The 20,882-nt window shown below is 59.6% G+C and carries 21 protein-coding genes; 18 read left to right on the top strand and 3 right to left on the bottom strand.

Annotated features, from left to right (window positions below; translation table 11 throughout):
* Window positions 1-61: 61 nt before the first annotated feature.
* The 3 genes from ACN28R_RS06240 to ACN28R_RS06250 are packed head-to-tail and all read right to left on the bottom strand — an operon-like array spanning window position 62 to window position 3,348.
* On the bottom strand, window positions 62-1,153 hold the full coding sequence (locus ACN28R_RS06240) for a uroporphyrinogen decarboxylase family protein (RefSeq protein ID WP_095833921.1): 1,092 nt from the start codon (window positions 1,151-1,153) through the stop codon (window positions 62-64).
* Between the two features lie 30 nt (window positions 1,154-1,183).
* A complete protein-coding gene (locus ACN28R_RS06245; RefSeq protein ID WP_095833922.1) occupies window positions 1,184-1,879 on the bottom strand; it encodes an SDR family oxidoreductase in 696 nt (231 codons plus the stop codon).
* Window positions 1,880-1,890: 11 nt separating this feature from the next.
* Complete coding sequence (locus ACN28R_RS06250; RefSeq protein ID WP_095833923.1) at window positions 1,891-3,348, bottom strand: FAD-dependent oxidoreductase; 1,458 nt, start codon at window positions 3,346-3,348, stop codon at window positions 1,891-1,893.
* Window positions 3,349-4,072: 724 nt separating this feature from the next.
* On the opposite strand from ACN28R_RS06250, the gene ACN28R_RS06255 reads away from it, so the two are divergent.
* The 18 genes from ACN28R_RS06255 (at window position 4,073) to ACN28R_RS06340 (ending at window position 20,879) form a co-directional block, all read left to right on the top strand.
* Window positions 4,073-4,951 (top strand): transporter substrate-binding domain-containing protein, encoded by an 879-nt coding sequence (locus tag ACN28R_RS06255; RefSeq protein WP_220701775.1) that lies wholly within the window; start codon window positions 4,073-4,075, stop codon window positions 4,949-4,951.
* Entirely contained in the window at window positions 4,948-5,688 is a 741-nt protein-coding gene (locus ACN28R_RS06260; RefSeq protein ID WP_269467068.1) for an amino acid ABC transporter ATP-binding protein, read from the top strand. The genes ACN28R_RS06255 and ACN28R_RS06260 overlap by 4 nt, the downstream gene beginning before the upstream one ends.
* Window positions 5,689-5,691: 3 nt before the next feature.
* A complete protein-coding gene (locus ACN28R_RS06265; protein ID WP_095833924.1) occupies window positions 5,692-6,387 on the top strand; it encodes an amino acid ABC transporter permease in 696 nt (231 codons plus the stop codon).
* Window positions 6,387-7,052 carry an amino acid ABC transporter permease gene (locus ACN28R_RS06270; RefSeq protein ID WP_095833925.1) on the top strand — a complete coding sequence of 222 codons (666 nt, stop codon included), beginning with the start codon at window positions 6,387-6,389 and terminating at the stop codon, window positions 7,050-7,052. The genes ACN28R_RS06265 and ACN28R_RS06270 overlap by 1 nt, the downstream gene beginning before the upstream one ends.
* A 14-nt stretch (window positions 7,053-7,066) precedes the next feature.
* Window positions 7,067-8,029: an N-carbamoyl-D-amino-acid hydrolase gene (locus ACN28R_RS06275; protein WP_095833926.1), complete on the top strand. Its 963-nt coding sequence runs from the start codon at window positions 7,067-7,069 to the stop codon at window positions 8,027-8,029.
* Entirely contained in the window at window positions 8,014-8,946 is a 933-nt protein-coding gene (locus tag ACN28R_RS06280) for a dihydrodipicolinate synthase family protein (RefSeq protein WP_095833927.1), read from the top strand. The genes ACN28R_RS06275 and ACN28R_RS06280 overlap by 16 nt, the downstream gene beginning before the upstream one ends.
* Before the next feature lie 51 nt (window positions 8,947-8,997).
* Entirely contained in the window at window positions 8,998-10,473 is a 1,476-nt protein-coding gene (gene hydA, locus ACN28R_RS06285) for a dihydropyrimidinase (RefSeq protein WP_095833928.1), read from the top strand.
* On the top strand, window positions 10,470-11,147 hold the full coding sequence (locus tag ACN28R_RS06290) for an aspartate/glutamate racemase family protein (protein ID WP_095833929.1): 678 nt from the start codon (window positions 10,470-10,472) through the stop codon (window positions 11,145-11,147). Before hydA ends, ACN28R_RS06290 begins: the two co-directional genes overlap by 4 nt.
* Window positions 11,137-12,051 (top strand): LysR family transcriptional regulator, encoded by a 915-nt coding sequence (locus ACN28R_RS06295; protein ID WP_095833930.1) that lies wholly within the window; start codon window positions 11,137-11,139, stop codon window positions 12,049-12,051. The genes ACN28R_RS06290 and ACN28R_RS06295 overlap by 11 nt, the downstream gene beginning before the upstream one ends.
* A gap of 76 nt (window positions 12,052-12,127) precedes the next feature.
* A complete protein-coding gene (locus tag ACN28R_RS06300; protein ID WP_095833931.1) occupies window positions 12,128-12,913 on the top strand; it encodes an SDR family oxidoreductase in 786 nt (261 codons plus the stop codon).
* 182 nt (window positions 12,914-13,095) lie between these two features.
* Window positions 13,096-13,941 (top strand): VOC family protein, encoded by an 846-nt coding sequence (locus ACN28R_RS06305; protein ID WP_095833932.1) that lies wholly within the window; start codon window positions 13,096-13,098, stop codon window positions 13,939-13,941.
* A gap of 32 nt (window positions 13,942-13,973) precedes the next feature.
* A complete protein-coding gene (locus tag ACN28R_RS06310; RefSeq protein WP_095833933.1) occupies window positions 13,974-14,987 on the top strand; it encodes a quinone oxidoreductase family protein in 1,014 nt (337 codons plus the stop codon).
* A complete protein-coding gene (locus ACN28R_RS06315; protein ID WP_095833934.1) occupies window positions 14,984-15,421 on the top strand; it encodes a PaaI family thioesterase in 438 nt (145 codons plus the stop codon). Before ACN28R_RS06310 ends, ACN28R_RS06315 begins: the two co-directional genes overlap by 4 nt.
* On the top strand, window positions 15,418-17,061 hold the full coding sequence (locus ACN28R_RS06320; RefSeq protein ID WP_095833935.1) for an ABC transporter substrate-binding protein: 1,644 nt from the start codon (window positions 15,418-15,420) through the stop codon (window positions 17,059-17,061). The genes ACN28R_RS06315 and ACN28R_RS06320 overlap by 4 nt, the downstream gene beginning before the upstream one ends.
* Window positions 17,062-17,065: 4 nt before the next feature.
* Window positions 17,066-18,031: an ABC transporter permease gene (locus ACN28R_RS06325; RefSeq protein ID WP_095833936.1), complete on the top strand. Its 966-nt coding sequence runs from the start codon at window positions 17,066-17,068 to the stop codon at window positions 18,029-18,031.
* The gene (locus ACN28R_RS06330; RefSeq protein WP_236840192.1) at window positions 18,032-18,913 is read left to right on the top strand and encodes an ABC transporter permease; all 882 of its coding nucleotides are present in this window, start codon (window positions 18,032-18,034) and stop codon (window positions 18,911-18,913) included.
* Window positions 18,910-19,926 (top strand): ABC transporter ATP-binding protein, encoded by a 1,017-nt coding sequence (locus ACN28R_RS06335; RefSeq protein WP_095833937.1) that lies wholly within the window; start codon window positions 18,910-18,912, stop codon window positions 19,924-19,926. Before ACN28R_RS06330 ends, ACN28R_RS06335 begins: the two co-directional genes overlap by 4 nt.
* Complete coding sequence (locus tag ACN28R_RS06340) at window positions 19,914-20,879, top strand: ABC transporter ATP-binding protein (RefSeq protein WP_095833938.1); 966 nt, start codon at window positions 19,914-19,916, stop codon at window positions 20,877-20,879. Before ACN28R_RS06335 ends, ACN28R_RS06340 begins: the two co-directional genes overlap by 13 nt.
* Window positions 20,880-20,882 lie beyond the last annotated feature (3 nt).

The following is a 20,882-nucleotide window of genomic DNA, read 5'->3' on the forward strand; positions in this document are numbered from 1 at the left end:
TAGCCATTGACTGATTCCCGCCTGCGCGGGAATGACGTATGGGGGGTAATCAACACAGTCTCTACGGCAGTATGCGGGGATCGGCTTTTGCTGGCGGTTTGGGGCTGCTTGAGTTGTCCTCCTGTTCCTGGCTGATTTCGGCGAGCAGCGTGAACAGACGGCCGTCTACGTTGAGCGGCAACGCGCAGCCGGGGGCAAAAATAAAACCGCGTTCGCCGCTTTCCTCTTCGATCTGCCTCAGCCGCTGCCGCAGGCGCGCTTTGACGGCCGTGCGTTGCCCGCCGGCGTAATGAAAATCCCGGTTTTGATCGATGCCGGCGATCAGAATCTTATCGGTCATGGCGCGCACGTGCGCGATGCTGGTGCATTGTGACGGTGTAACGGATAGCGGGGCGTTTTCCCAATTGAATGCTTGTACGTCGTAGTCGAGGCAGGGTTCGAACAGCAGATGGCTTTCGCCGTGGATATGCAGAATGTTAAACCAGGTTTTGCCTTTTGTGTGGCTGAGCAACGCCTCATCATAAGGGCGGCAGAATGTCTGGTATTCCGCCGCGGACAGCAGATCGCCGCGCGCATACTGGGTGGCGAGAAAGATACCGTCGATGCCCGCTTGCAGTAGCGCGTCGAGAAAGTTCAGATTGGTTTGCAGCAGGGCGTCCAACCCATGGCGCAAAGCCGAGGGATGGTTGCGGATAAACGCCAGCGTCGGGCCCGGCTGAGTGGAGCGCGTCATTTCCTGTATCCAGGTCAGCGGAGTGAACAGGGTCGCCAGCAGAGGGACGCCGCCCTGATAGTGCCGGACCAGACCACGGATAATCTCGATTTCCCGCGTCAGCACCGGGTTATCCGCTTCCAGCACCGGCAGAGTGGCGAGATCGTCGGCGCTGGCTATCGGGTAGCGGCGAAATACGCCGGACCATTGCGCTGGGTTGCGGGAAAAAACGATGTCGGCGCCATAGGCCTCGGCCATGTAGTGGCCGTTCGACATCACTTTGATGAAATCCCAGCGGTTTTCATCGGTAAGGCGGATCGTTTCCTGAATAAACGAGGCAGGATCGCGATCGACATGCGGCAGATGCAGCCAGCCGGAGATGGCGGGCCGCGCCAACCTTTCGCCTGCCAGCAGGGCTTTTATTCGTGAAGTCGCGGTCATTTCAGGCTCCTTTGCCGCATTGGCTCTTGTTTAGCGCTGTGCCGGGTCGTGGCGCGGGCGTACCACGACTTCGGTGATTTGCGAATCATCATCGGCGTCGATAACCAGACGCACCGCTTTGGCTATCGAATGCGGCGAACTGCGCGCCAGCGGATCGTCCTCCTCTCTGGGGCGGTTCATCGGCGTGTTGGTCGGCCCGGGATAAACGGTCGCGACCCTTACTCCATGCTCTCGCTCCTCGTTGCGCAGCGCTTCCGCCAGGGCATGCAGGGCGAACTTACTGGCGGAATAGACGGTGTGTCCCGCCAATGGGCGCGTACCGGAACCGGAATTGATAAACACGATGCTCCCCTGGCTCGCGCGTAACGCGGGCAGGGTCAGACGCGTCAGCTCCGCGGGAGCGAACAGATTGATATCGAACTGATGACGCCAGATCTCCGGTGTGGCCGCCGCGACGGCAAACGGCTGTGAGACGGCGGCGGAATGCACCAATACATCCAGCCGGGCGAGAGTGGCGGCCCAGGCGGCGAGCGCCTCGCTATCGCGTAGATCCAGACTGACCTGAATCACGTTCGCGTGTCCGGCCAGCGGTGACGTTTCGCTACGGCGGCGGCCGATGACATAAACCAGGTGATCGCGAGCCAGATCGCTTGCTACCGCCAGTCCTATGCCGCTGGTGCCGCCGGTAACTACGGCGACGGGGCGGCGATTTTTTTCCTCCGACATCGGTGTCTCCATCAACGTTGGCGCCAGGCATAAGGCATGGCTGGCTGCCATTCATCGCCCAGCAGTTCGGGTTCGTCATAATCCAGAATGGCCTGGTAATGATGCTCGCTATCTTCGACGTACAACTGCCCGGCGATCGCCTGCGCCAGCGTGCGGGCGCCGTGGCTGATGCCGGGAATCAGCCCGATCACGTGGCCGTTGCTGAGATGGGCCGGATAGCTGAAGCAGTGCAGCCGCGTCAGCGCCGGCGGGGCGTCCGCGTGTTTAGGCTGCAGCGCGAAATCCGCGCGCAAATACGGATAACGGGCCAACTGCGCATTCCGCAGATCGGCCGGCGGTTGCCAGGCATCCTCCCAGGTTTTTACCTGACCGGCCAGCGATCGAAACTCGGGACGGGCGTGCCAATCCAGCTGATAGCCCGTCGCCAGGATCAAAAAGTCCGCCGGAACTTCGCCCTGCGGCGTGTGGATGACAATGCCGTCGCCCTGCGGTTCAACGCGCAGCACCGGCGCATTGAAGTTGAACCAGGCGTTTTTATGGCGTGATACCCGTAGCGTACTGCCGTGCGGCGGCGGGATCTGTTCGCTGGCGATATGGTGCGCCAGACGCCATTTCCATGCGTCGGGCAAGGCGGGATAACCGGATTCAAAGCCGGGGTTGCCCGCGCCTTTGGAACGGTTGACGCGCGGGAAATCGGGACGGCGGATCAATATCTCTACGCCTGCGGCGCCCGCTTCCAGCGCGGTGGCCGAAACATCCATCGCCGTCGCGCTGCCGCCCACGACCGCGATCCGGCGCCCGGCCAGCGCGGCGAAATCGATGGACTCCTCGGAGTGCGCCCAATAACGTTTGGGCAGCTCGGCGACAAAGTCAGGGATCGACGGCCCGCCAAACGCATCCATGCCGGTGGCCAGAATAACTTTACGGGCGGCGATCGTGCTGTGTTGTCCGTGATGTTGGAAAGTCAGCTCAACGATGCGGGCGTTCTGAAGATTCAAATCGGTTAGCGTATGGTCGTTGCGAACGTCCAACACCAGAACCCGGCGATACCAGCGCAGGTAGTCCGCCCATTGCAGGCGCGGGATCTTGTCCAGCTCGTTCCATGCCCGCAGGCCGAATTGCGCTTCATACCAGGCGCGAAAAGTCAGAGAGGGCAGATCCAGCGCGGGACCGGTCAAATGCTTGGGGGAGCGGAGCGTTTCCATACGCGCGCTGGTCGCCCACGGACCTTCGTCGTTTTTTGGCGCTTTGTCATACAGTACGGCATCGATGCCTTGCAGGCGCAATGCGAACGCGGCGGCCAGTCCCGCCATTCCGGCGCCGATAATGACGACATCTTTTACCGGCGCGCCGGCGTGTTCCGTCACCGGCAACCAACGCTTCGCCGGCTGGGCCAGCCATTCAAGATCTTGTTTGATGCGGGCTTCAAGGGCGGGGAGTCCGATGGCGTCCTCATAGGGTTGTGACATGGTGTTTCTTTTTCCTGTTGCTGTGAATTCAATCTCCTGTTTTTGAGTAATAACATTGCGTTGTCGGGCAGGCTAATAACAATTTTCGCTAGCCTATTGTGTTCTCGTCATAAAAAGCCGGTGCCGAACGCCTGGCGCAGGCCGCCGCGTCGCTCGGTAATAACGTGAATACCTGCGTTCTGGATGCGCGCGATCCCATTGCAGTGAAAAACGCTTTTGCCAAGATTGGGGTATTTGACCGAATGGCGTGTCTCCCGGCATAGTGGACACGCCGTGGTGGATTTTTCTGAGCGATGAACAGAAAGCCCCGATATTCGCGCGGACGGGAATACTTTTCTCCTTCGGTATTTCAGTACGCAGAAATATATTCGCAATAATGAATTATCTTGCGGATCATATGAAATATTAATGGATTCGGTTTTTTAATTTAATTTTTACGGCTGACTTTTGTCTATATGCACTTTTTTGTTGCATCCTTCCGCTAAAATTCAACGTTATTTACGTCCCCAAGTGCAATAATAATTCAGTTGGTCTTCAATGGTGCAATCGATGCCATATTTTCGTCTTTGACTATCAATACAGGTTATATTAATGCGTTATTTTTAATAACTCCTGATATTGTTTCTGGTTTTTTTTGCTTTATAACTGATATCTCTCCTGTTGAATGACGGCTTTCATCAGGTAGAAAAACTAGGGGTAATTCGAATTTATAGAGGGTGCCATAATGAAAATAAATATAAAAATAGCGAGCCTGATGATTGCCGGCGTATGTTTTTTTTCTTATGCGCAAGCAGACGACCTTCCTCCTCTCAAAGTCGCGCTGGATGGGACTTTTGCGCCGCACGCCATGCCGAAAATGGGCGGGGGGATCGAAGGGTTTAATGTGGATTTGGCCAATGAGGTGGCAAAAAAAATGGGGCGGCGGATAAACATTATCGCCGCGCAATTTTCCGGTCTTATTCCCGCAATGCAGGCTGGAACATATGACTTTATTGTCGCGCCGGTTACTATTACCAAGGAGCGCGCTGAAAATGTGCTGTTCAGCGAGGGCTATTATAATAGCGATTATCAATTCGTAGTGAAAAAAGGTACGCCGGAAATTAATTCACTCGATGGTTTTAGAAATAAGACCTTAGCCGTTAATAAAGGCGCTGAATATGATATTTGGGCGCGTAAATTAGCCGATGAATATCAATGGAAGGTCGTCAGTTACGGCACCAATACCGATGCTATTCAGGCCGTGGTTTCTAATAAGGCTTTCGCAGCGATAACCGGCATCACTCCAGGCGCCTGGGCGGTGAAAAAGAATCCGCGCATCGCGCTTTCCTACACCCAGTCCACCAATAACGTATGGGGCATGGCGTTCAGAAAGGATGACACGGCGACCCGCGCTCAGGTGGATCGCATTATCGAATGCCTGAAAGTCGACGGCACCATCAGCCGTCTGGCTGAAAAATGGTTCGGCCTGACGCCCGCGGCGGGCAGCGCGGCGGTGACGCCGATGCCGGGTTATGGGCCGCCGGGACTGCCGGGTTATGAAGATACGCCTCATCCGTTGACGTGCGAGCCATCCGACGCCGAGGCCGGGGAGACGCTTCCATGATGCAACGGCCGATACTGGAGATCGCCGGACTCTATAAATCGTACGGCGACACCGAGGTGTTGAAAGGCATCGATCTGAAGGTGGCGGAGAAAGAGCTGGTGTTTCTGATTGGGCCTTCAGGTTCGGGCAAAAGCACGCTGTTGCGCTGCTGCAATTTGCTGGAGCGGCCCGAGTCCGGCGCGATATTGCTGCGCGGCAACGATATCGCCCTACGCGCCCGGCAAATCAACCTCGTCCGCCAGCGTATCGGCATGGTCTTTCAGTCGTTCAATCTGTATCCGCATTTGGATGTGTTGAGTAACGTGATGCTGGCGCTGCGCAAGGTACAAAAAAAGTCCGCCGCCGAGGCGCGGCAGATCGCCATGCACCATCTGGAGCAGGTGGGGCTGAGACACAAGGCGTCCAGCCGCGCCACGGATCTGTCCGGCGGCCAGCAGCAGCGCGTCGCCATCGCCCGCGCGTTGGCGCTGAAGCCGGAAGTCATGTTGTTTGACGAACCGACCAGCGCGCTGGATCCGGAACTGGTGGCGGATGTGCTGAACGTGATGCTCGAACTAAAGCGCAACGGCATGACCATGCTGGTGGTCAGTCATGAGATGCGCTTTGCCGCTGAAGCGGCGGATCGGGTGGTATTTATGGACGGCGGCGTCATCGTCGAACAGGGGCCGCCGGCGCAGATTTTCCACCATCCGCGCCATGAGCGGCTGCGCGCCTTCGTCAACCGTCTGGGAGGATGAGCGATGGATGCGCCGGTTTCCGCTTTGGATCGATTCCTCTCGGTGTTTTTCAACGCGCAAATCATGCGCGAGTATGCGCCACTGGTGGGTCAGGGAATGCTGGTGACCTTGCAACTGGCGGTGCTGGTGGTGATAAGCGGCATTCTGATCGGGCTGGCGTTGGCCTGTATCCGCATCTGCCGGGTACGCACGCTGAATGCGTTGATTGTGCTGTATGCCGATCTGCTGCGTTCTTTGCCGCCGCTGGTGCTGATCCTGCTGGTGTATTTCGGCTTGCCTAATATCGGCATCGATCTGCCCGGTTTCGTCACGGTCTGGCTGGTGCTATCGCTGGTGCTGGGCGCGTTTGCCGAAGAGATTTTCTGGGCCGGCCTGCTATCGGTGCACAAAGGGCAGTGGCAGGCGGCGCGCGCCACCGGTTTTGGTTTCGGCGCCACGCTTTGGCACATTGTTCTGCCGCAGGCGATCCGCCTGACGATCCCGCCGTTAACCAACCGGGCCATCGCCATCAGCAAAAACACCGCGTTGGGATCGGCGGTCAGCGTGCCGGAAATCCTTTATCAGGCGACGTCGGCGCAGTCGGTCACCGGCAGCGCCACCCCGTTGCTGCTCGGTACGCTGGCCTATCTGCTGCTGTTTGTTCCGGTGGTGATTCTGGGGCGCTGGCTTGAGCAACGTTTCGCCTGGGGGATGCGTTAATGGACATGCTGTTAGAGCAATTTCTGAATATCGAGGTGATGAAAGCGTGCTTCCCGATGCTGCTTGATGGGCTGTGGGTCACGCTGCAGCTCTGTCTGCTGGTGATTCCGGTCGGCTGCGTGGCCGGATTGCTTACCGCGCTGGCCTGCCTGTCTTCGCGCCGCTCGTTGCGCATCGGCGCGATTATTTTCACCGACCTGTTTCGCGCCGTGCCGCCTCTGGTGCTGTTGATTCTGATTTATTCCGGTCTGCCGTTCGCCGGGCTGCATTTATCGCCGATGCAGGCGGTGGCGTTGGCCTTCATGCTCAATAACGCCGCTTACTATGGCGAGGTGTTGCGCGCCGGCATTCAGTCGGTGGGACGCGGTCAGCGCGAAGCCGCGCGCAGCACCGGGCTGAATGCGCTACAGACGCTGCTGTGGGTGGTGCTGCCTCAGGCGGTGCGCAACGTTCTGCCGGACCTGCTATCCAACACCATTGAGGTGATCAAGCTGACCTCGCTGGCCAGCGTGGTGTCGCTGGCGGAAATACTGTATGCCGCCGATATGGCGCGTTCTCTGACGTATAACGCCTCGCCGCTGGTGCTGGCGGCGGGATTCTATCTGGTAATGATTTGGCCTCTGGTCAGGTTGATCAGCCGCTTTGAGCGGCGTGTTGAAGAATAATACGGGAACTGAATATGAGAAAATGTATTGTTGGCGGCGCTCAACTGGGCGCTATCCAGAAAACGGACAGCCGCGAGTCGGTGGTGGCGAGAATGTTGGAACTGATGGATCAGGCGCACGCGGCTTCCTGCGATCTGCTGGTATTCCCGGAACTGGCGCTGACCACCTTTTTCCCGCGCTGGTACAGCGAAGATCCGGCGGAAATCGAACGCTGGTTTGAATCAGAGATGCCCAACCAGACGACGATGCCGTTGTTTGAGCGCGCGCGGATGTACCAGATGGCCATCACTTTCGGTTATGCGGAGTCCACTCCCGATGGCCGGCACTTCAACGCCTCGCTGATGACCGACCGTAACGGCGACATTATCGCCAAATACCGCAAGGTGCATCTGCCGGGACACGACGCCTACGATCCCGAACGCGCGTTTCAGCATTTGGAAAAATACTATTTCGAACCGGGAGATCTGGGATTCCACGTCTTTTCCAATCTTGGCGGCATCATGGGCATGGCGATTTGCAACGATCGGCGTTGGCCGGAAACCTATCGCGTACTGGGGCTACAGGGCGTAGAGCTGGTGACCATCGGCTATAACACGCCGGCGTTCAACGCGCAGCGCCGGGACGAGGCCGATGACAAGCGGTTGTTCCATTCCCTTCTGTCGATGCAGGCCGGCGCCTATCAGAACAGCACTTATGTGGTGGGGGTGGCCAAGGCCGGCGTTGAGGACGGTCATGAACTGATTGGCGGCAGCGTGATTATCGATCCCAACGGTTTCGTGCTGGCCGAGGCGAAAACCCAGAACGATGAACTGATCGTCGCGGCGTGCGATTTCGATGAGAGCAGTTTCGGCAAAGAGACGATATTCGACTTTAAACGCCATCGCCGCACCGAGCATTACCGGTTGATCGTCGAACAAACCGGCGTCGAAATTCCGGCTGAAGTGGAAAAGGATCTGGCGAAATGCAACATCGGATAAACCGGCATACGGCGGGGGTGTTCGCTATCGCGCCGACGCCGTTCGACCAGCAGGAGGGCATTGATTACCCGAGCTTGTCGCGGCTTATCGCTTTGTATCAACAGGCGCAGGTCAGCGGCATCACGGTGCTCGGCATGATGGGGGAAGCGCAGAAACTCTCGCAGGCCGAACAATTGAGCGTTATCGACGCCTTTCTTGACGGGGTTGCGGGCGCGCTGCCGGTGATCGCCGGCGTCTCCGCCGCGGGCATCGCCAATATGGCGGCGCTGGCCGAGGCCGCCATGGCGCGCGGATGCGCCGGCGTGATGGTTGCGCCGGCGGCGGGATTGAAAACCGATGAGGCGGTGTTCAATTACATGAAGCAGGCGTGTACGGCGCTGGGGCCGGATATCCCGATCTGTTTTCAGGATTTTCCGCAGATGACCGGCGTACACGTCAGCGCCGACCTGATCGTCCGTCTGACGCGCGAACTGCCGCAGATCGTGATGCTTAAACATGAAGACAGCCCCGGCTTGAACAAAATCAGCGCCATCCGCCGTCAGTTGGCGGCGGACGACACGGCTCTCTCCATCCTGACCGGCAACGGCGGACTCTACTTGCCGCTTGAGCTACAGCGCGGCGCGGACGGCGCCATGACCGGCTACGCCTGGCCGGAAATGCTGGTGGAAGTGGTGCGGCGTCACCAGCAGGGCGATATGGACGGCGCGCAGGATATGTTTGACAGCCATTTGCCGCTGCTGAGCTACGAGCAGCAGCCTGGCATCGGTTTAGCCATTCGCAAAGGGATTCTGCGCCAGCGCGGCATTTTCGCCTCGGCGCGTCTGCGCGCGCCGGGAGCGCGGCTTTCGCCGGAAGACGAACAACAGTTGCAGCGCTTGATGCAGCGTTTGGCGGCGCGGCTGCGTCATACCGGCTGATCGCCTATCCCGCTTTCCGACGTACGAGCAGATTAATGAAGGAGGTCTCCGATGTTTGACTTGATTATCCGCGGCGGGCGCATCATTACCGCCACCGACGACTACACGGCCGATATCGGCATCAAAGACGGCCGTATCGCGGCGTTGGGCGCCCTGAGCGAGGGGCGCGAGACGATTGATGCGGACGGTCTGTGGGTGATGCCCGGCGGCATTGAAGGACATTGCCATATCGCGCAGGAATCCTCTTCTGGGCTGATGAGCGCCGATGATTATTACAGCGGTACGGTGTCGGCGGCGTTCGGCGGCAATACCACCATTGTGCCTTTCGCCGCTCAAATGAAGGGACAGCGGCTGGAGAACGTGCTGGAGGTTTACCACCACCGCGCCGCGCCGAAAGCGGTGCTGGATTACTCCTGGCATCTGATCATCACCGATCCGACGGCGTCGCTGGCGGACGATCTACCCAAAGTGGTGGCGCGCGGCGTGCCGTCGTTTAAGTTTTTCATGACGTACGACGCGGTAAAAATGAATGATGGCGACATTCTCAACCTGCTGACGCTGGCGGCGGAACACGGCGCGCTGGCGATGGTGCATGCGGAAAATAACGACATCATAAAATGGATGAGTCAGCGTCTGTTGGATCGCGGTTATACGGCGCCGCGCTATCACGCGATCAGCCATCCGGCGGCGGCGGAAATTGAGGCGATCGGCCGGGTGACTCAACTGGCGGCGTTCGTCGGCGGTCCGCTGATGGTGGTGCATGTGTCCACCGTCGAAGGGGCGGAGATCATCGCCCGCGCGCGTCTTGCCGGCGCGAAAATCTTCAGTGAAACCTGCCCGCAATATCTGTTTCTTACCCGCGACGATCTCGATCGGCCGGGGCGGGAAGGCGCGAAATTCATGTGCAGCCCGCCGGTGCGCGATACGACCACCCAGCAGGGGCTGTGGCGTCATTTGCAGGCGGGCACTTTTGACTTCTTTTCCTCCGATCACGCGCCTTATCGCTTTGACGCCAGCGGCAAATTTTTCCACGGCCCGGACGCCACCTTCCGCCAGATCGCCAACGGTATGCCGGGCATCGGTCTCAGGATGCCGCTGCTGTTCAGCGAGGGGGTGATGAAAGGGCGGATTACGCCGCAGCAGTTTGTGGCGCTGACCTCGACTAACGCCGCTAAAACGCTGGGTATGTTTCCGCAAAAAGGCGCCATCGCCATCGGCGCCGATGCGGATCTGGCGCTGTGGGATCCGAATGCGACGCGCCGTGTAACGCATGCCGATCAGCATGACAACATGGACTACACACCGTTTGAGGGCATGACCCTGCGCGGTTGTCCGGTACGGGTCATCAGCCGCGGCGAAACGGTGATCGCCGACGGCGAACTGCGCGCCGCCGCCGGCCGTGGCCGCTTCGTTCACCGGCGTCCGCCGGATTGCACCGGTATGCCCGGCGTCTATACGCCGGAGCTGGACCCGGCGCTTAACTTCGGCGCCGATCTGGCGCCGGTATCAAAGCGGGAGGCCGAATGACGCGACCTTTACCGATTCTTGTCATCAATCCCAACAGCAATCCCGCCGTGACCGATGGACTGCGCGCTGCCACCGCGGCCTTCCGCCTGCCCGCCGGGCCGGAGATCGAATGTATTACCCTGACTCAGGCGCCGCCCGGCATTGAAAGCCAGGCGGATATCGAGGCGGTGGAGCCGCTGCTGCTGGCGGAAATCGCCGCCCGCCGCCAGGTCTCCGCCGTGGTGCTGGCCTGTTATTCGGACCCGGCCATCGACGCCTGCCGCCGGGCAGCCGGCGTACCGGTGTTGGGGATTCAGGAGTCGGCGCTGTCGGTGGCGCTGACATCGGGACGCCGCTTCGGCGTGCTGGCCATCCAAACGCAATCGGTCGCCCGTCATCTGGCCTATGTCCGCCGGCTGGGACTGGAGGCGCGGCTGGCCGGAGAACGTCCGCTGAATATCAGCGTGACGGAGTCGGCGTCGGGCGAGGGGGTGAGCCGCAGGCTGGAGAGCGTCGGCCGCCAGTTGATCGAGCAGGATGGCGCCGATGTGCTGATTCTGGGCTGCGCCGGATTGTCGCGTCAGCGCCGGTTGCTACAGGAGACGCTTGGCGTCCCGGTGATCGACCCGACGCAGGCGGCGGTGGGGCTGGCGCTAACGGCGATACTCTCCGGCGGGGAATGCGGTGAAAATTGAGCGTAAAAACGATATCAATCTGCGTTTGCTGGAGATTTTCGGCACGGTGATGCGCTCTCAGACGACGGTGGACGCCGCCTACGAGCTGGGTATTTCGCAGCCGGCGGTCTCCGGCGGGATAAAACAGCTTGAAGGCCAGCTCGGCTTTCCGCTTTTCGACCGCATTAATCGACGCTTGCAGCCCACGGAGGACGCCCATCTGCTTTATAAAGAGGTGGAGCCGATTTTCATGATGATCCGCTCGGCGGAGAGCCGCATTCGCTCCCTGCGCAGCGGTAATGCAGGCATCCTGCGCATCCTGGGAACGCCGCCGCTGGGCTTTTCGCTGGTGCCGCACGCGCTGCGCCAGCTGCTGCTCAACCGGCGCGGCGTGAAGGTGCATTTCGATGTGGTGGGGCTTAACCGGGTATTGCAGGCGGTGGAGCTCGGCGTCGCGGACGTCGGGCTGGCGCTGGGGCTGGACGAACATCCGGCGGTCAACGTGGAGAAGATTAAACACGGCAACATGATGTGCCTGGTGCCGCGCGGCCATCCGCTGTACGGCATGCCGACGATCCGGGTGGAGCATGTCCGTCAGTACGGCTACATCGGTCTGAACATCGAATCGACGCTGGGACTGTTGCTGGCTTATGCGTTTCGTCAGTGCGGCGTGAACTACGAACCCGATGTAGAGGTACGCTATACCAATAGCGCCGCCATGCTCAGCCAGGCCGGGGTGGGGATGGCGATTGTGGATTCGGTAACGGCGTTGCATCAGGAGTGGAAAGACGTCGCCATCGTACCGTTTGAGATAGCGGTGCCGGTTTCCATCTGCATCGTGACGCGTAAACAGGTGTCGCAAAATCGCCTGGTGGTGGATTTTATCGAGCAGGTAAAAAACGTGATTGAACAGGAGATTCGCTGAACGGCGGTGTCTTGGCGATGGCGGCGCGCACGGCGCTTATGTCGACGCGGCGATGAATTTCTGAAAGGGGAATGGTATGGATTTCAAGATAGCAGGCAAAGTGGCGCTGGTGTGCGGCGCAGGTAGCGGGCTGGGGCGCGCCATTGCTCAATCGCTGGCCGCCGAAGGCGTGCTGGTGGCGGTTACCGGCCGCACGCCGCAGAAACTGGCGGAAACGGTCGGGCTGATTGAACAAGCGGGCGGCAGAGCGAGAGCCTGGGTGTTGGATCTAACCCGGCCGGAGACTTTCGACGAGGTGCTGACGGATATTCGCCGGACGCTGGGGCCGGTGGGCATACTGGTTAATAACTCCGGCGGACCGGCGCCGTCGGCCGCCAGCGGCGTTGCGCTCGCCAGATGGCAGCAGGAATTCACCGCGATGGCGGGGTCGCTGATTCATCTGACCGACTGCGTGCTGCCGGATATGCGCGCGGCGGGCTGGGGCCGCATTATCACCAGTTCGTCATCGGGCGTGGTGACGCCGATCGCTAATCTGGCCGTATCCAACACGCTGCGTATGGCGCTGTCGGGCTGGTCGAAGACGCTGGCCGGCGAGGTGGCCGCCAGCGGTATTACCGTTAACGTGCTGGTGCCGGGGCGCATCGCCACCGCCCGGGTCGACCAACTGGACGCCGCGCGCGCCGAGCGCGAGGGCGTGACGGCGGCGGCGGTGAAAGAGAAAAGCCAGGCCGCGATTCCCGTCGGCCGTTATGGCGATCCTGCGGAGTACGGCGTGGCGGCGGTGTTTCTCGCCAGTCGGCAGGCGGCGTTTATCACCGGCGCTATCCTGCGCGTGGATGGCGGCATGAGCCCTTGCCTGTAATGTGCGCGGGCTTTTTGCCAGATAACGGCGGTGAACGGCGTAACCGCCGAGCCATAGGAACGTCATCGAGCGTATATTCAATTAGCGCACAAACTATTCACTAATTATCGTTTTGGATTGAAAGCGATATTCGCTAGGTTGATTACCTGTTTAGCACAGACGGATAGGTAAGAGACAAGTCTATGAGTGGTTTGACCCCGGTAGTCGATCACGTCGTTATCAATGTCGCGCAACGGCTTGACGACGCGGATACCCTGTTTCAACGTTTGGGTTTTCAGTTAACCCCCAGAGGGCATCACTCTCTGGGGTCCAGCAACCATCTCGCCGTTTTCCATGAAAACTACCTGGAGCTGCTGGGCTTCGAAAGTTATAACGCCAACCAGCGCAAAGCGTTGTGGAACGACCCGCCGGGCCTTTCCGGGTTGGTATGGAAAACCCAGGATAGCGATGCGGTTTTCCGGCGGCTGACCGCCGTCGGATTAGCCGGCGAACCGCCCGCCTCTTTTTTTCGTCCGGTCGAATTGCCCGACGGCAGCCGGCCCGAAGCCCGTTTCCGCACGGTACGGCTGGCCGCCGAGCAGGTAGCCAATGGACGCAGCTTCTTTTGCCAGCATGAAACTCCTGAGCTGGTCTGGCGCCCCGAATGGCAAACACATCCTAATGGCGTCATAGACATTGTCGGATTCGTTATTTCGGCGACGGATCCGCACGCCGTCGCCAGCCTGTACGGCACGCTCTTTGATCCCGCGCTTATCCAGCCTGACGACGATGGCTACCGGCTACAGGCGGGGAAAACCACGGTGTCGTTTATTACGCCGCAACGCGCGCAGTCGCTGTACGGCGAGGTCGCCGCGGGAGACGAGGGGAGTGAACGCATGGTGGCGTTGGAATTGGCTGTTTCGTCTCCGGCTGATAGCTCCCGCTACCTGCAACAACAGGGAATTGCCACCCATACCCGATCTCCCGATAGTTTCTTGGTCGCGGCGCGGGATGCCTTCAACGTGGCGCTACTCTTTCGGGCCGTTTGAGCCTATCGCTACTATTTTCGGATAAAAATCTTATGAAGGCTATTGTGCTACGTGAACACGGCGGCAACGATAAGTTGCGGTTTGAATACGATTTTCCTGACCCGGTTCCCGGTAAGGGCGAGGTTTTACTGCGAGTTCGGGCTTCTTCGCTGAATTATCATGATGTTTTTACCCGCCGCGGTATGCCGGGGATCAGTTTGTCTTTCCCCATTATTATCGGCCTGGATGTCGCCGGAGAAATTATCGCGCTTGGCGAAAACGTTCAGGGCTGGAACATCGGCGACCGGGTTGTGGTGGATCCGATTAACCGGGTTGAGGGCGGCCTGGTGGGAGAGACGACCCATGGCGGTTTGGCCGAATTATGCCGGGTGCCGGCCCATCAGCTTATCGCCTTGCCCGACGATATTAGCTTCGCCGAAGCGGCCGCGCTGCCGGTGGCCTATGGCACCGCGTTACGCATGGTAACCACCATCGGTCAGATCCAGCCGGGGGAAAAGGTCTTGATATTGGGCGCCAGCGGCGGCGTGGGCGTCTGTTGCGTGCAGTTGGCCAAACTGGCCGGCGCCCAGGTGATTGCCTGTGCCGGTAGCGAAGAGAAGGCCGAACGCCTGCGCCAACTTGGGGCGGATCATGTCATCCGCTATACCGAGGAGGATTTTATGAAGCAGTTGTTCCAGCACTATGGCAAGCCGTCGCGCCAGCGTAATGCGGCTCAGCCTGGCGGCGTCGATGTGGTGGTGAATTTTACCGGCGGCGACACTTGGGTCAAATCCCTGCGCTGCCTGCGCGTCGGCGGCCGTCTGCTGACCTGCGGCGCCACCGCCGGTTTCAATCCGGCGGAAGATATCCGCTACATCTGGACCTATGAGTTGCAAATCCGCGGCTCCAACGGCTGGGAAAGAGAAGACCTGCACCGCCTGTTGACCCTGGTGCGGGAGAAAAAACTCAATGTTCTGATCGATCGTCAATGGCCGCTGGAGCAGGGGGCCGAAGCGCTGGCCTCGCTGGAACAGCGTCAGGTTATCGGCAAAGTGGTGGTGATATGAGTTCACGGTTAAGCCAAACGCAAATCGAAGAAAAATTTCGCGCCTCGCCTTTTATCCACTGGCTGAATTTAAAGGTCGAATCCGTGGATTACGACCAGCAAACGCTGACCGTCACGGTTCCGATGCGCGCCGAGTTTGAGCGCATCGCGGGGAGCGACCAGTGGCACGGCGGCCCCCTGGCGTCGATTATCGATACCGTCGGCGACTTTGCGCTGGCCATGATCGTCGGCACTGGCCTGCCCACCATTAATTTTCGCGTGGATTATCTGCGGCCGGCGATCCACACCTCGCTGCGGGTGGTCGCGCGCGTGCGCCGCAACGGCCGCAGCGTGGGCGTCGCCGATGTCGATGTTTATAACGAACAACATGTTTTGCTGGCTATCGGTCGGGCAAGTTACGCCACCGCAACCGCATCAACAGGAGTGTTATCATGACCGACCGTTTTTCCCGGCGGAATTTCCTCCGCATCCTGGGAGTGAGCGGCTCTTTTGCCGCGCTGTCGTCGCAGGTTACGGGATTTCGCTTGATCGGCGACGCCTTTGCCGAGGAGAGCGCCGTTATTGCGCCGCGCCGCGGCGGTACGCTGGTGATCTCCTGGGGCGGGCTGGAGCCGCAGGCGCTGTTTGTGCCTGGCGGCGGCGGATCTTCGCCTTTCCAGACCTCCACTAAAATACTGGAACGGTTACTCAAGCTGGACAACGAACTGCATTTTCAACCGGAACTGGCGGAATCAGTGGTGCCCGCCGCCGATTTTAAAAGCTATGAAATCAAACTACGGCAGGGGGTGAAGTGGCACGACGGCGCCGATTTTACCGCCGAGGACGTGGTGTTTAACGTGCTTGAACACTGGAAAGCCATTTCGGCCGGCATCGCGCTGAAATCGCTGAACGGCGCCACGGCCGCCGATCCCTTTACCGTGACTCTCAACTTTGATAATCCGGTGCCGGAATTTTTCCTGAAGTCCATTCTGGCCGGACAATATCAGTTGATGCTGCCAAAGCATCTCTATGCCGGTAAAGACATCCTGACCAATCCGCTCAATAACCGGCCGGTAGGCACCGGACCCTGGATCTTTGATAAATGGGAGCGCGGCAGCTACGTGGCCTACCGCCGCAACGACAATTACTGGTCTCCCAACCAGCCGTATCTGAATAAGTTACTGGTGCGCTGGTGGGGCGATGCGGCGTCGCGCACCGCGGCGCTGGAAACGGGTCAGTTGGGCGTGGGCTATTCCAATCCGGTACCGGCGCGGGAGGTCGATCGCCTGGTAAAGGGCGGACAGGTCGTGCTGGATACCAGCGGCTATGAAAACAGCGCCTGGGCGGTGACGGTTGAATTTAATCAGCGCCGTGAACATGTTAATCGCCGTGAAGTCCGGCAGGCCATTTTGCACGCCATCGATCGCCGGTTTATCGTCAACACCATCTATTTCGGTCGCGGCAAGTCAGCGCTGGCGCCTATTTTCAGCAGCAATTCCCTGTTTTACACCGATGATGTGCCGCAATATGAATTCGACGTTAAAAAGGCCGCGGCGCTGCTCGATGCCGCCGGGCTGCCGGTGAAGAACGGCAGCCGTTTTAGCGTAAATTTGCTGGCGGCGGCTTGGTTCGAGGAGAACGCCAAACTCGGCCAGTATCTCAAACAGGCGCTGGAGGATATCAATATTAGCGTGCGGCTGGATTCCGTCGACCGCGCGACGGCGTTAAAACGTATTTACAACGATTACGATTATGATATCGCCATCTCCAACTATACCTCTCCGCTGGAGCCGGTGCCGACGGTAACCCAATTTTTCACCACCGACGGCATTGTCAGGGGCGGGGCGTTCCGCAACGCCACCGGCTATAGCAGCCCGGAGATGGACGCACTGGTCGGGAAAATCACCGTTGAAACCGATGAAAATCAGCGGCGGGATCTGATCCATCAATTTGCCCGTCTGGCCAGCACCGATGTACCGATCGTCCCGTTAGTGGAAATGCAGTCCTATACGCTGGCGCGTAAAAACGTGCGGAATTTCACCACCGCCGCGAATGTGCAGGGCAGTTCGCTCAATGATATATGGCTGGCGGAGTAGCGGCATGGCGCGAATGATCTTTCGCCGTTTGTTGCAGGGCGTTCCGCTGTTGCTTGGCGTGATTATCATCAACTTTATCCTGATGAAGCTGGTTCCCGGCGATCTGCTGGATGTGATGACCGCCGAACAGCAGGTGACCGATCCGGTGATGATCGAACGTTTGCGCTCGCTGTATGGCCTCGATCAACCGGCCTGGCTACAGTTGCTGAAATATATCGGCGCGGTGGCGCGCCTCGATCTGGGCTTTTCCTATCGTCAGAACATGCCGGTGCTGGAGGTTATCCTCGCGCATTTACCTGCAACGCTGATCCTGATGCTGGCCAGCATTTCCGTGGCGTTGCTGGTGGGCATCAGCGCCGGCGTGCTGGCGGCGGTGCGGGTGAACAGCCTATGGGACTCGCTTATTTCCGCGCTGTCCGTTCTCTGTTTCGCCGCGCCGAGTTTTTGGCTCGGTATCATGATGATTATTCTGTTCGCCGTGAAGCTCGGCTGGTTTCCGGTGGGCGGCATGGAGGAGATAGGCGCGGATGAAACGCTCTGGGGGCGATGCCTCGATATTCTCCACCATCTGGTGCTGCCCGCGCTGACCCTCGGTCTGTTTTACGCGGCGACGTACGCGCGGGTTATGCGGGCCTCGATGCTGGAGGTCGCACAGCTGGATTTTGTGCGCGCCGCCCGCGGCCGGGGATTGGGCCGTCTGCGAGTGGTGATCGGACATGTTATGCGCAACGCTCTGCTGCCGGTGGTGACGCTGTTCGGTTTACAGCTTGGCACCGTGCTGGGCGGCAGTATCGTGGTGGAGTCCGTGTTCAGTTGGCCCGGTATCGGCCAGGTTCTATTCGACAGCGTGATGAGCCGCAACTATCCCGTGGTGCTGGGGATATTGGTGCTCAGTTCACTGGTCGTGATTGTGATTAATATTCTGGTGGACGCGGTTTATTTCCGTCTGGATCCGCGGATTCGGAGCTGAATGAAAATGTCTGTGATTACGCCATTAGCCGCTGAAGGCGCGCCGTACTTGCAATTTTTGCGCCATTTTTGCCGCAACCGGGGCGCGGTTTTCGGGGCGTTTATCGTGCTGGTTATTCTGATTGCCGCGTTGACCGCCGATTGGATTTATCCGGTCGATCCGCTGCGCATCGTCGCCATACCGGAAATCTGGCCGTTTACCGATGCCCGCTACCCGCTGGGCACCGATTCCCTTGGCCGCGACATCGCCGCGTTGATTATGCACGGCAGCCGCGCCACGCTGATGATTGGCCTGACGGCCAGCGTGGCGGCGACGACCATCGGCGTGGCGGTAGGGGCCAGCGCCGCCTGGTTCGGCGGTTGGGTGGATGAAGTATTGATGCGTATCGCCGAGCTGTTCCAAATCATTCCCAATGTGGTATTCGTGCTGACGGTGGTGGCGATTCTCGGCCCCCATATCGCCAATATCATTGTCGCGGTCGGTCTGGTTTCCTGGCAACCCATCGCCCGGCTGACGCGCGCCGAATTCCTTTCGGTGAAAGAACGCGAGTTTGTGCAGGCCTGCCGCGCCTGCGGCATGGGCAATACCCGGATCATTGTGGCGGAAATCCTGCCCAACGTGATGCCGCCGGTCATCGTGCTTTCCTCCCTGGTGGTCGCCGGGGCGATCCTCTATGAGTCGGTCATCTCATTTCTCGGCCTCGGCGATCCCAATCTTGCCAGTTGGGGGCGGCTGGTGGGCGAAGGCCGCACGCTTATCCGCTCCTCCTGGTATATCTGCGCAGTGCCCGGCGTGGCGATTATGCTGGCGGTGTTGGCGCTAAACCTGTTGGGCGACGGGCTAAACGACGCCCTGAATCCGAAGCTGCGGGATCGCCCATGAATACGGTGCTGGAAGTCAACAATCTGACGGTGGATATCGTCGGCAGACGCAAGCGGATCAAGGCGCTGGACGGCGTTTCACTGACGCTGCATACGGGCGAAACACTGGCGGTGGTCGGCGAGTCCGGCTGCGGGAAATCGTTGACCGCACTGGCGCTGATGCGCTTACTGCCTGCGCCCTCGGTGTGCATCGGCGGGGGAGAGATCTGGTTTGAACGGCAGAATATCGCGGCGTTGAGCGAAGGTAAAATGCGGCGTCTGCGGGGCCGTCGGCTGGCGATGATTTTTCAGGATCCGATGAGTTCGCTCAATCCGGTCAAAACCGTCGGCGATCAGTTGAGCGAAGTGCTGCGGACGCATCTTGGTTTATCCCTGCGCGAGGCGTGGCGGCGGGGGATTGAATTACTGGAACAGGTGCATATTCCCGATGCGCCTCGCCGCATGCTCGAATATCCCCATCGTCTCTCCGGCGGGATGTCTCAGCGCGTCATGATCGCCATTGCGATTGCCTGTAAACCGGCCGTGCTGATCGCCGATGAACCGACTACGGCGCTGGATGTGACCATCCAGGCGCAGATCCTCGCTTTATTACGCGAACTTCAGCGCGATACCGGCATGGCGTTGATGTTGATTACCCATGATTTAGGCGTCGTGGCGGCCATGGCCCAGCGCGTGGCGGTGATGTATGCCGGAAAAAAAGTCGAAGAGGCGCCGGTGTTGGAGCTGTTCGACCATCCTCTGCATCCCTATACCCAAGGATTGCTGCGTGCCACGCCGACATCCGGGCAGCCGAATCAGCGACTGCTGGATATTCCCGGCAGGGTGCCGTCTCTTGGCGAACTGCCGGCGGGATGCGCCTTCGCCGATCGGTGCCTGCATGTTACGGACCAGTGTCGGCGGCAACGGCCTGCGCTGGAGGCGTTACGCCGCGATCATCTGGCGGCCTGCTGGAGGGCGGAGCAGGACGTATCGGCGGCGGTGCTCCGCCAGGCTAATGGAGGATGGCGATCTTGACTGCCGTGCTTGAGGTGCAAAATCTACAGGTGAGTTATCCCACGGGACGAGGGCGGGTTTACGCCCTATCGGGCGTGGATCTATCCCTGTGGCCCGGAGAAACCGTCGGACTGGTAGGGGAGTCCGGCTGCGGAAAATCCACGCTGGGTAAAGCGGTCATGCGGCTTATCGCCAGCAGCGGCGGGTGGATAAAAGTCAATGGCGACGATATCACCAATCTGAACCGCAGGGCGTTGCTGCCCTACCGCGCGGATATCCAGATGATGTTTCAGGATCCGCAGGGATCGTTGAACCCGCGTCAGCGCATCGGTAAAAGCATTGGCCGCCCGTTGGAGGTCGCTGGCTGGGGAAAGGCTGCCATTCGTCAGCGGGTCGGCGAACTGCTGGAACTGGTTGGGTTGCCCGCTGCTGCGGCATCCCGCTATCCGCATGAATTTTCCGGCGGACAGCGGCAGCGGATCGGGATTGCCCGGGCTTTGATTCTGGAACCTAAAGCGATTATCTGCGATGAGCCGGTCTCGGCGCTGGATGTGTCGGTGCGCGCCCAGGTGATCAACCTGATGCGCGACCTGCAACATCGAACCGGCGTGGCCTACCTCTTTATTTCCCATGATCTGTCGGTAGTGGAATATATCGCCGATCGTCTATTGGTGATGTATCTGGGGCGAATCGTGGAAAGCGGACCTACCCGGCAAATTTGGGCCAACCCGGCGCACCCTTATACGTTGGCGTTGCTCTCTGCGGCGCCGGTGGCCGATCCCCGCGCGGCGCGCGCGCAGAATCTGCTGACGGGCGAACCGCCCAGCCCGCTGTCGCCCCCGGACGGCTGCCCGTTTCACACTCGCTGTTCCCATGCCGGCGAGCGCTGCCGTTTGGAACGGCCGCAATTGCGTGACTGCGGCGAGCGGCGCCGGGTTGCCTGCCATTTCCCGATCATTGACATTACTGCTTAAGCA

It is taken from the genome of Brenneria goodwinii (genome assembly GCF_002291445.1).
GTDB lineage: Bacteria > Pseudomonadota > Gammaproteobacteria > Enterobacterales > Enterobacteriaceae > Brenneria > Brenneria goodwinii.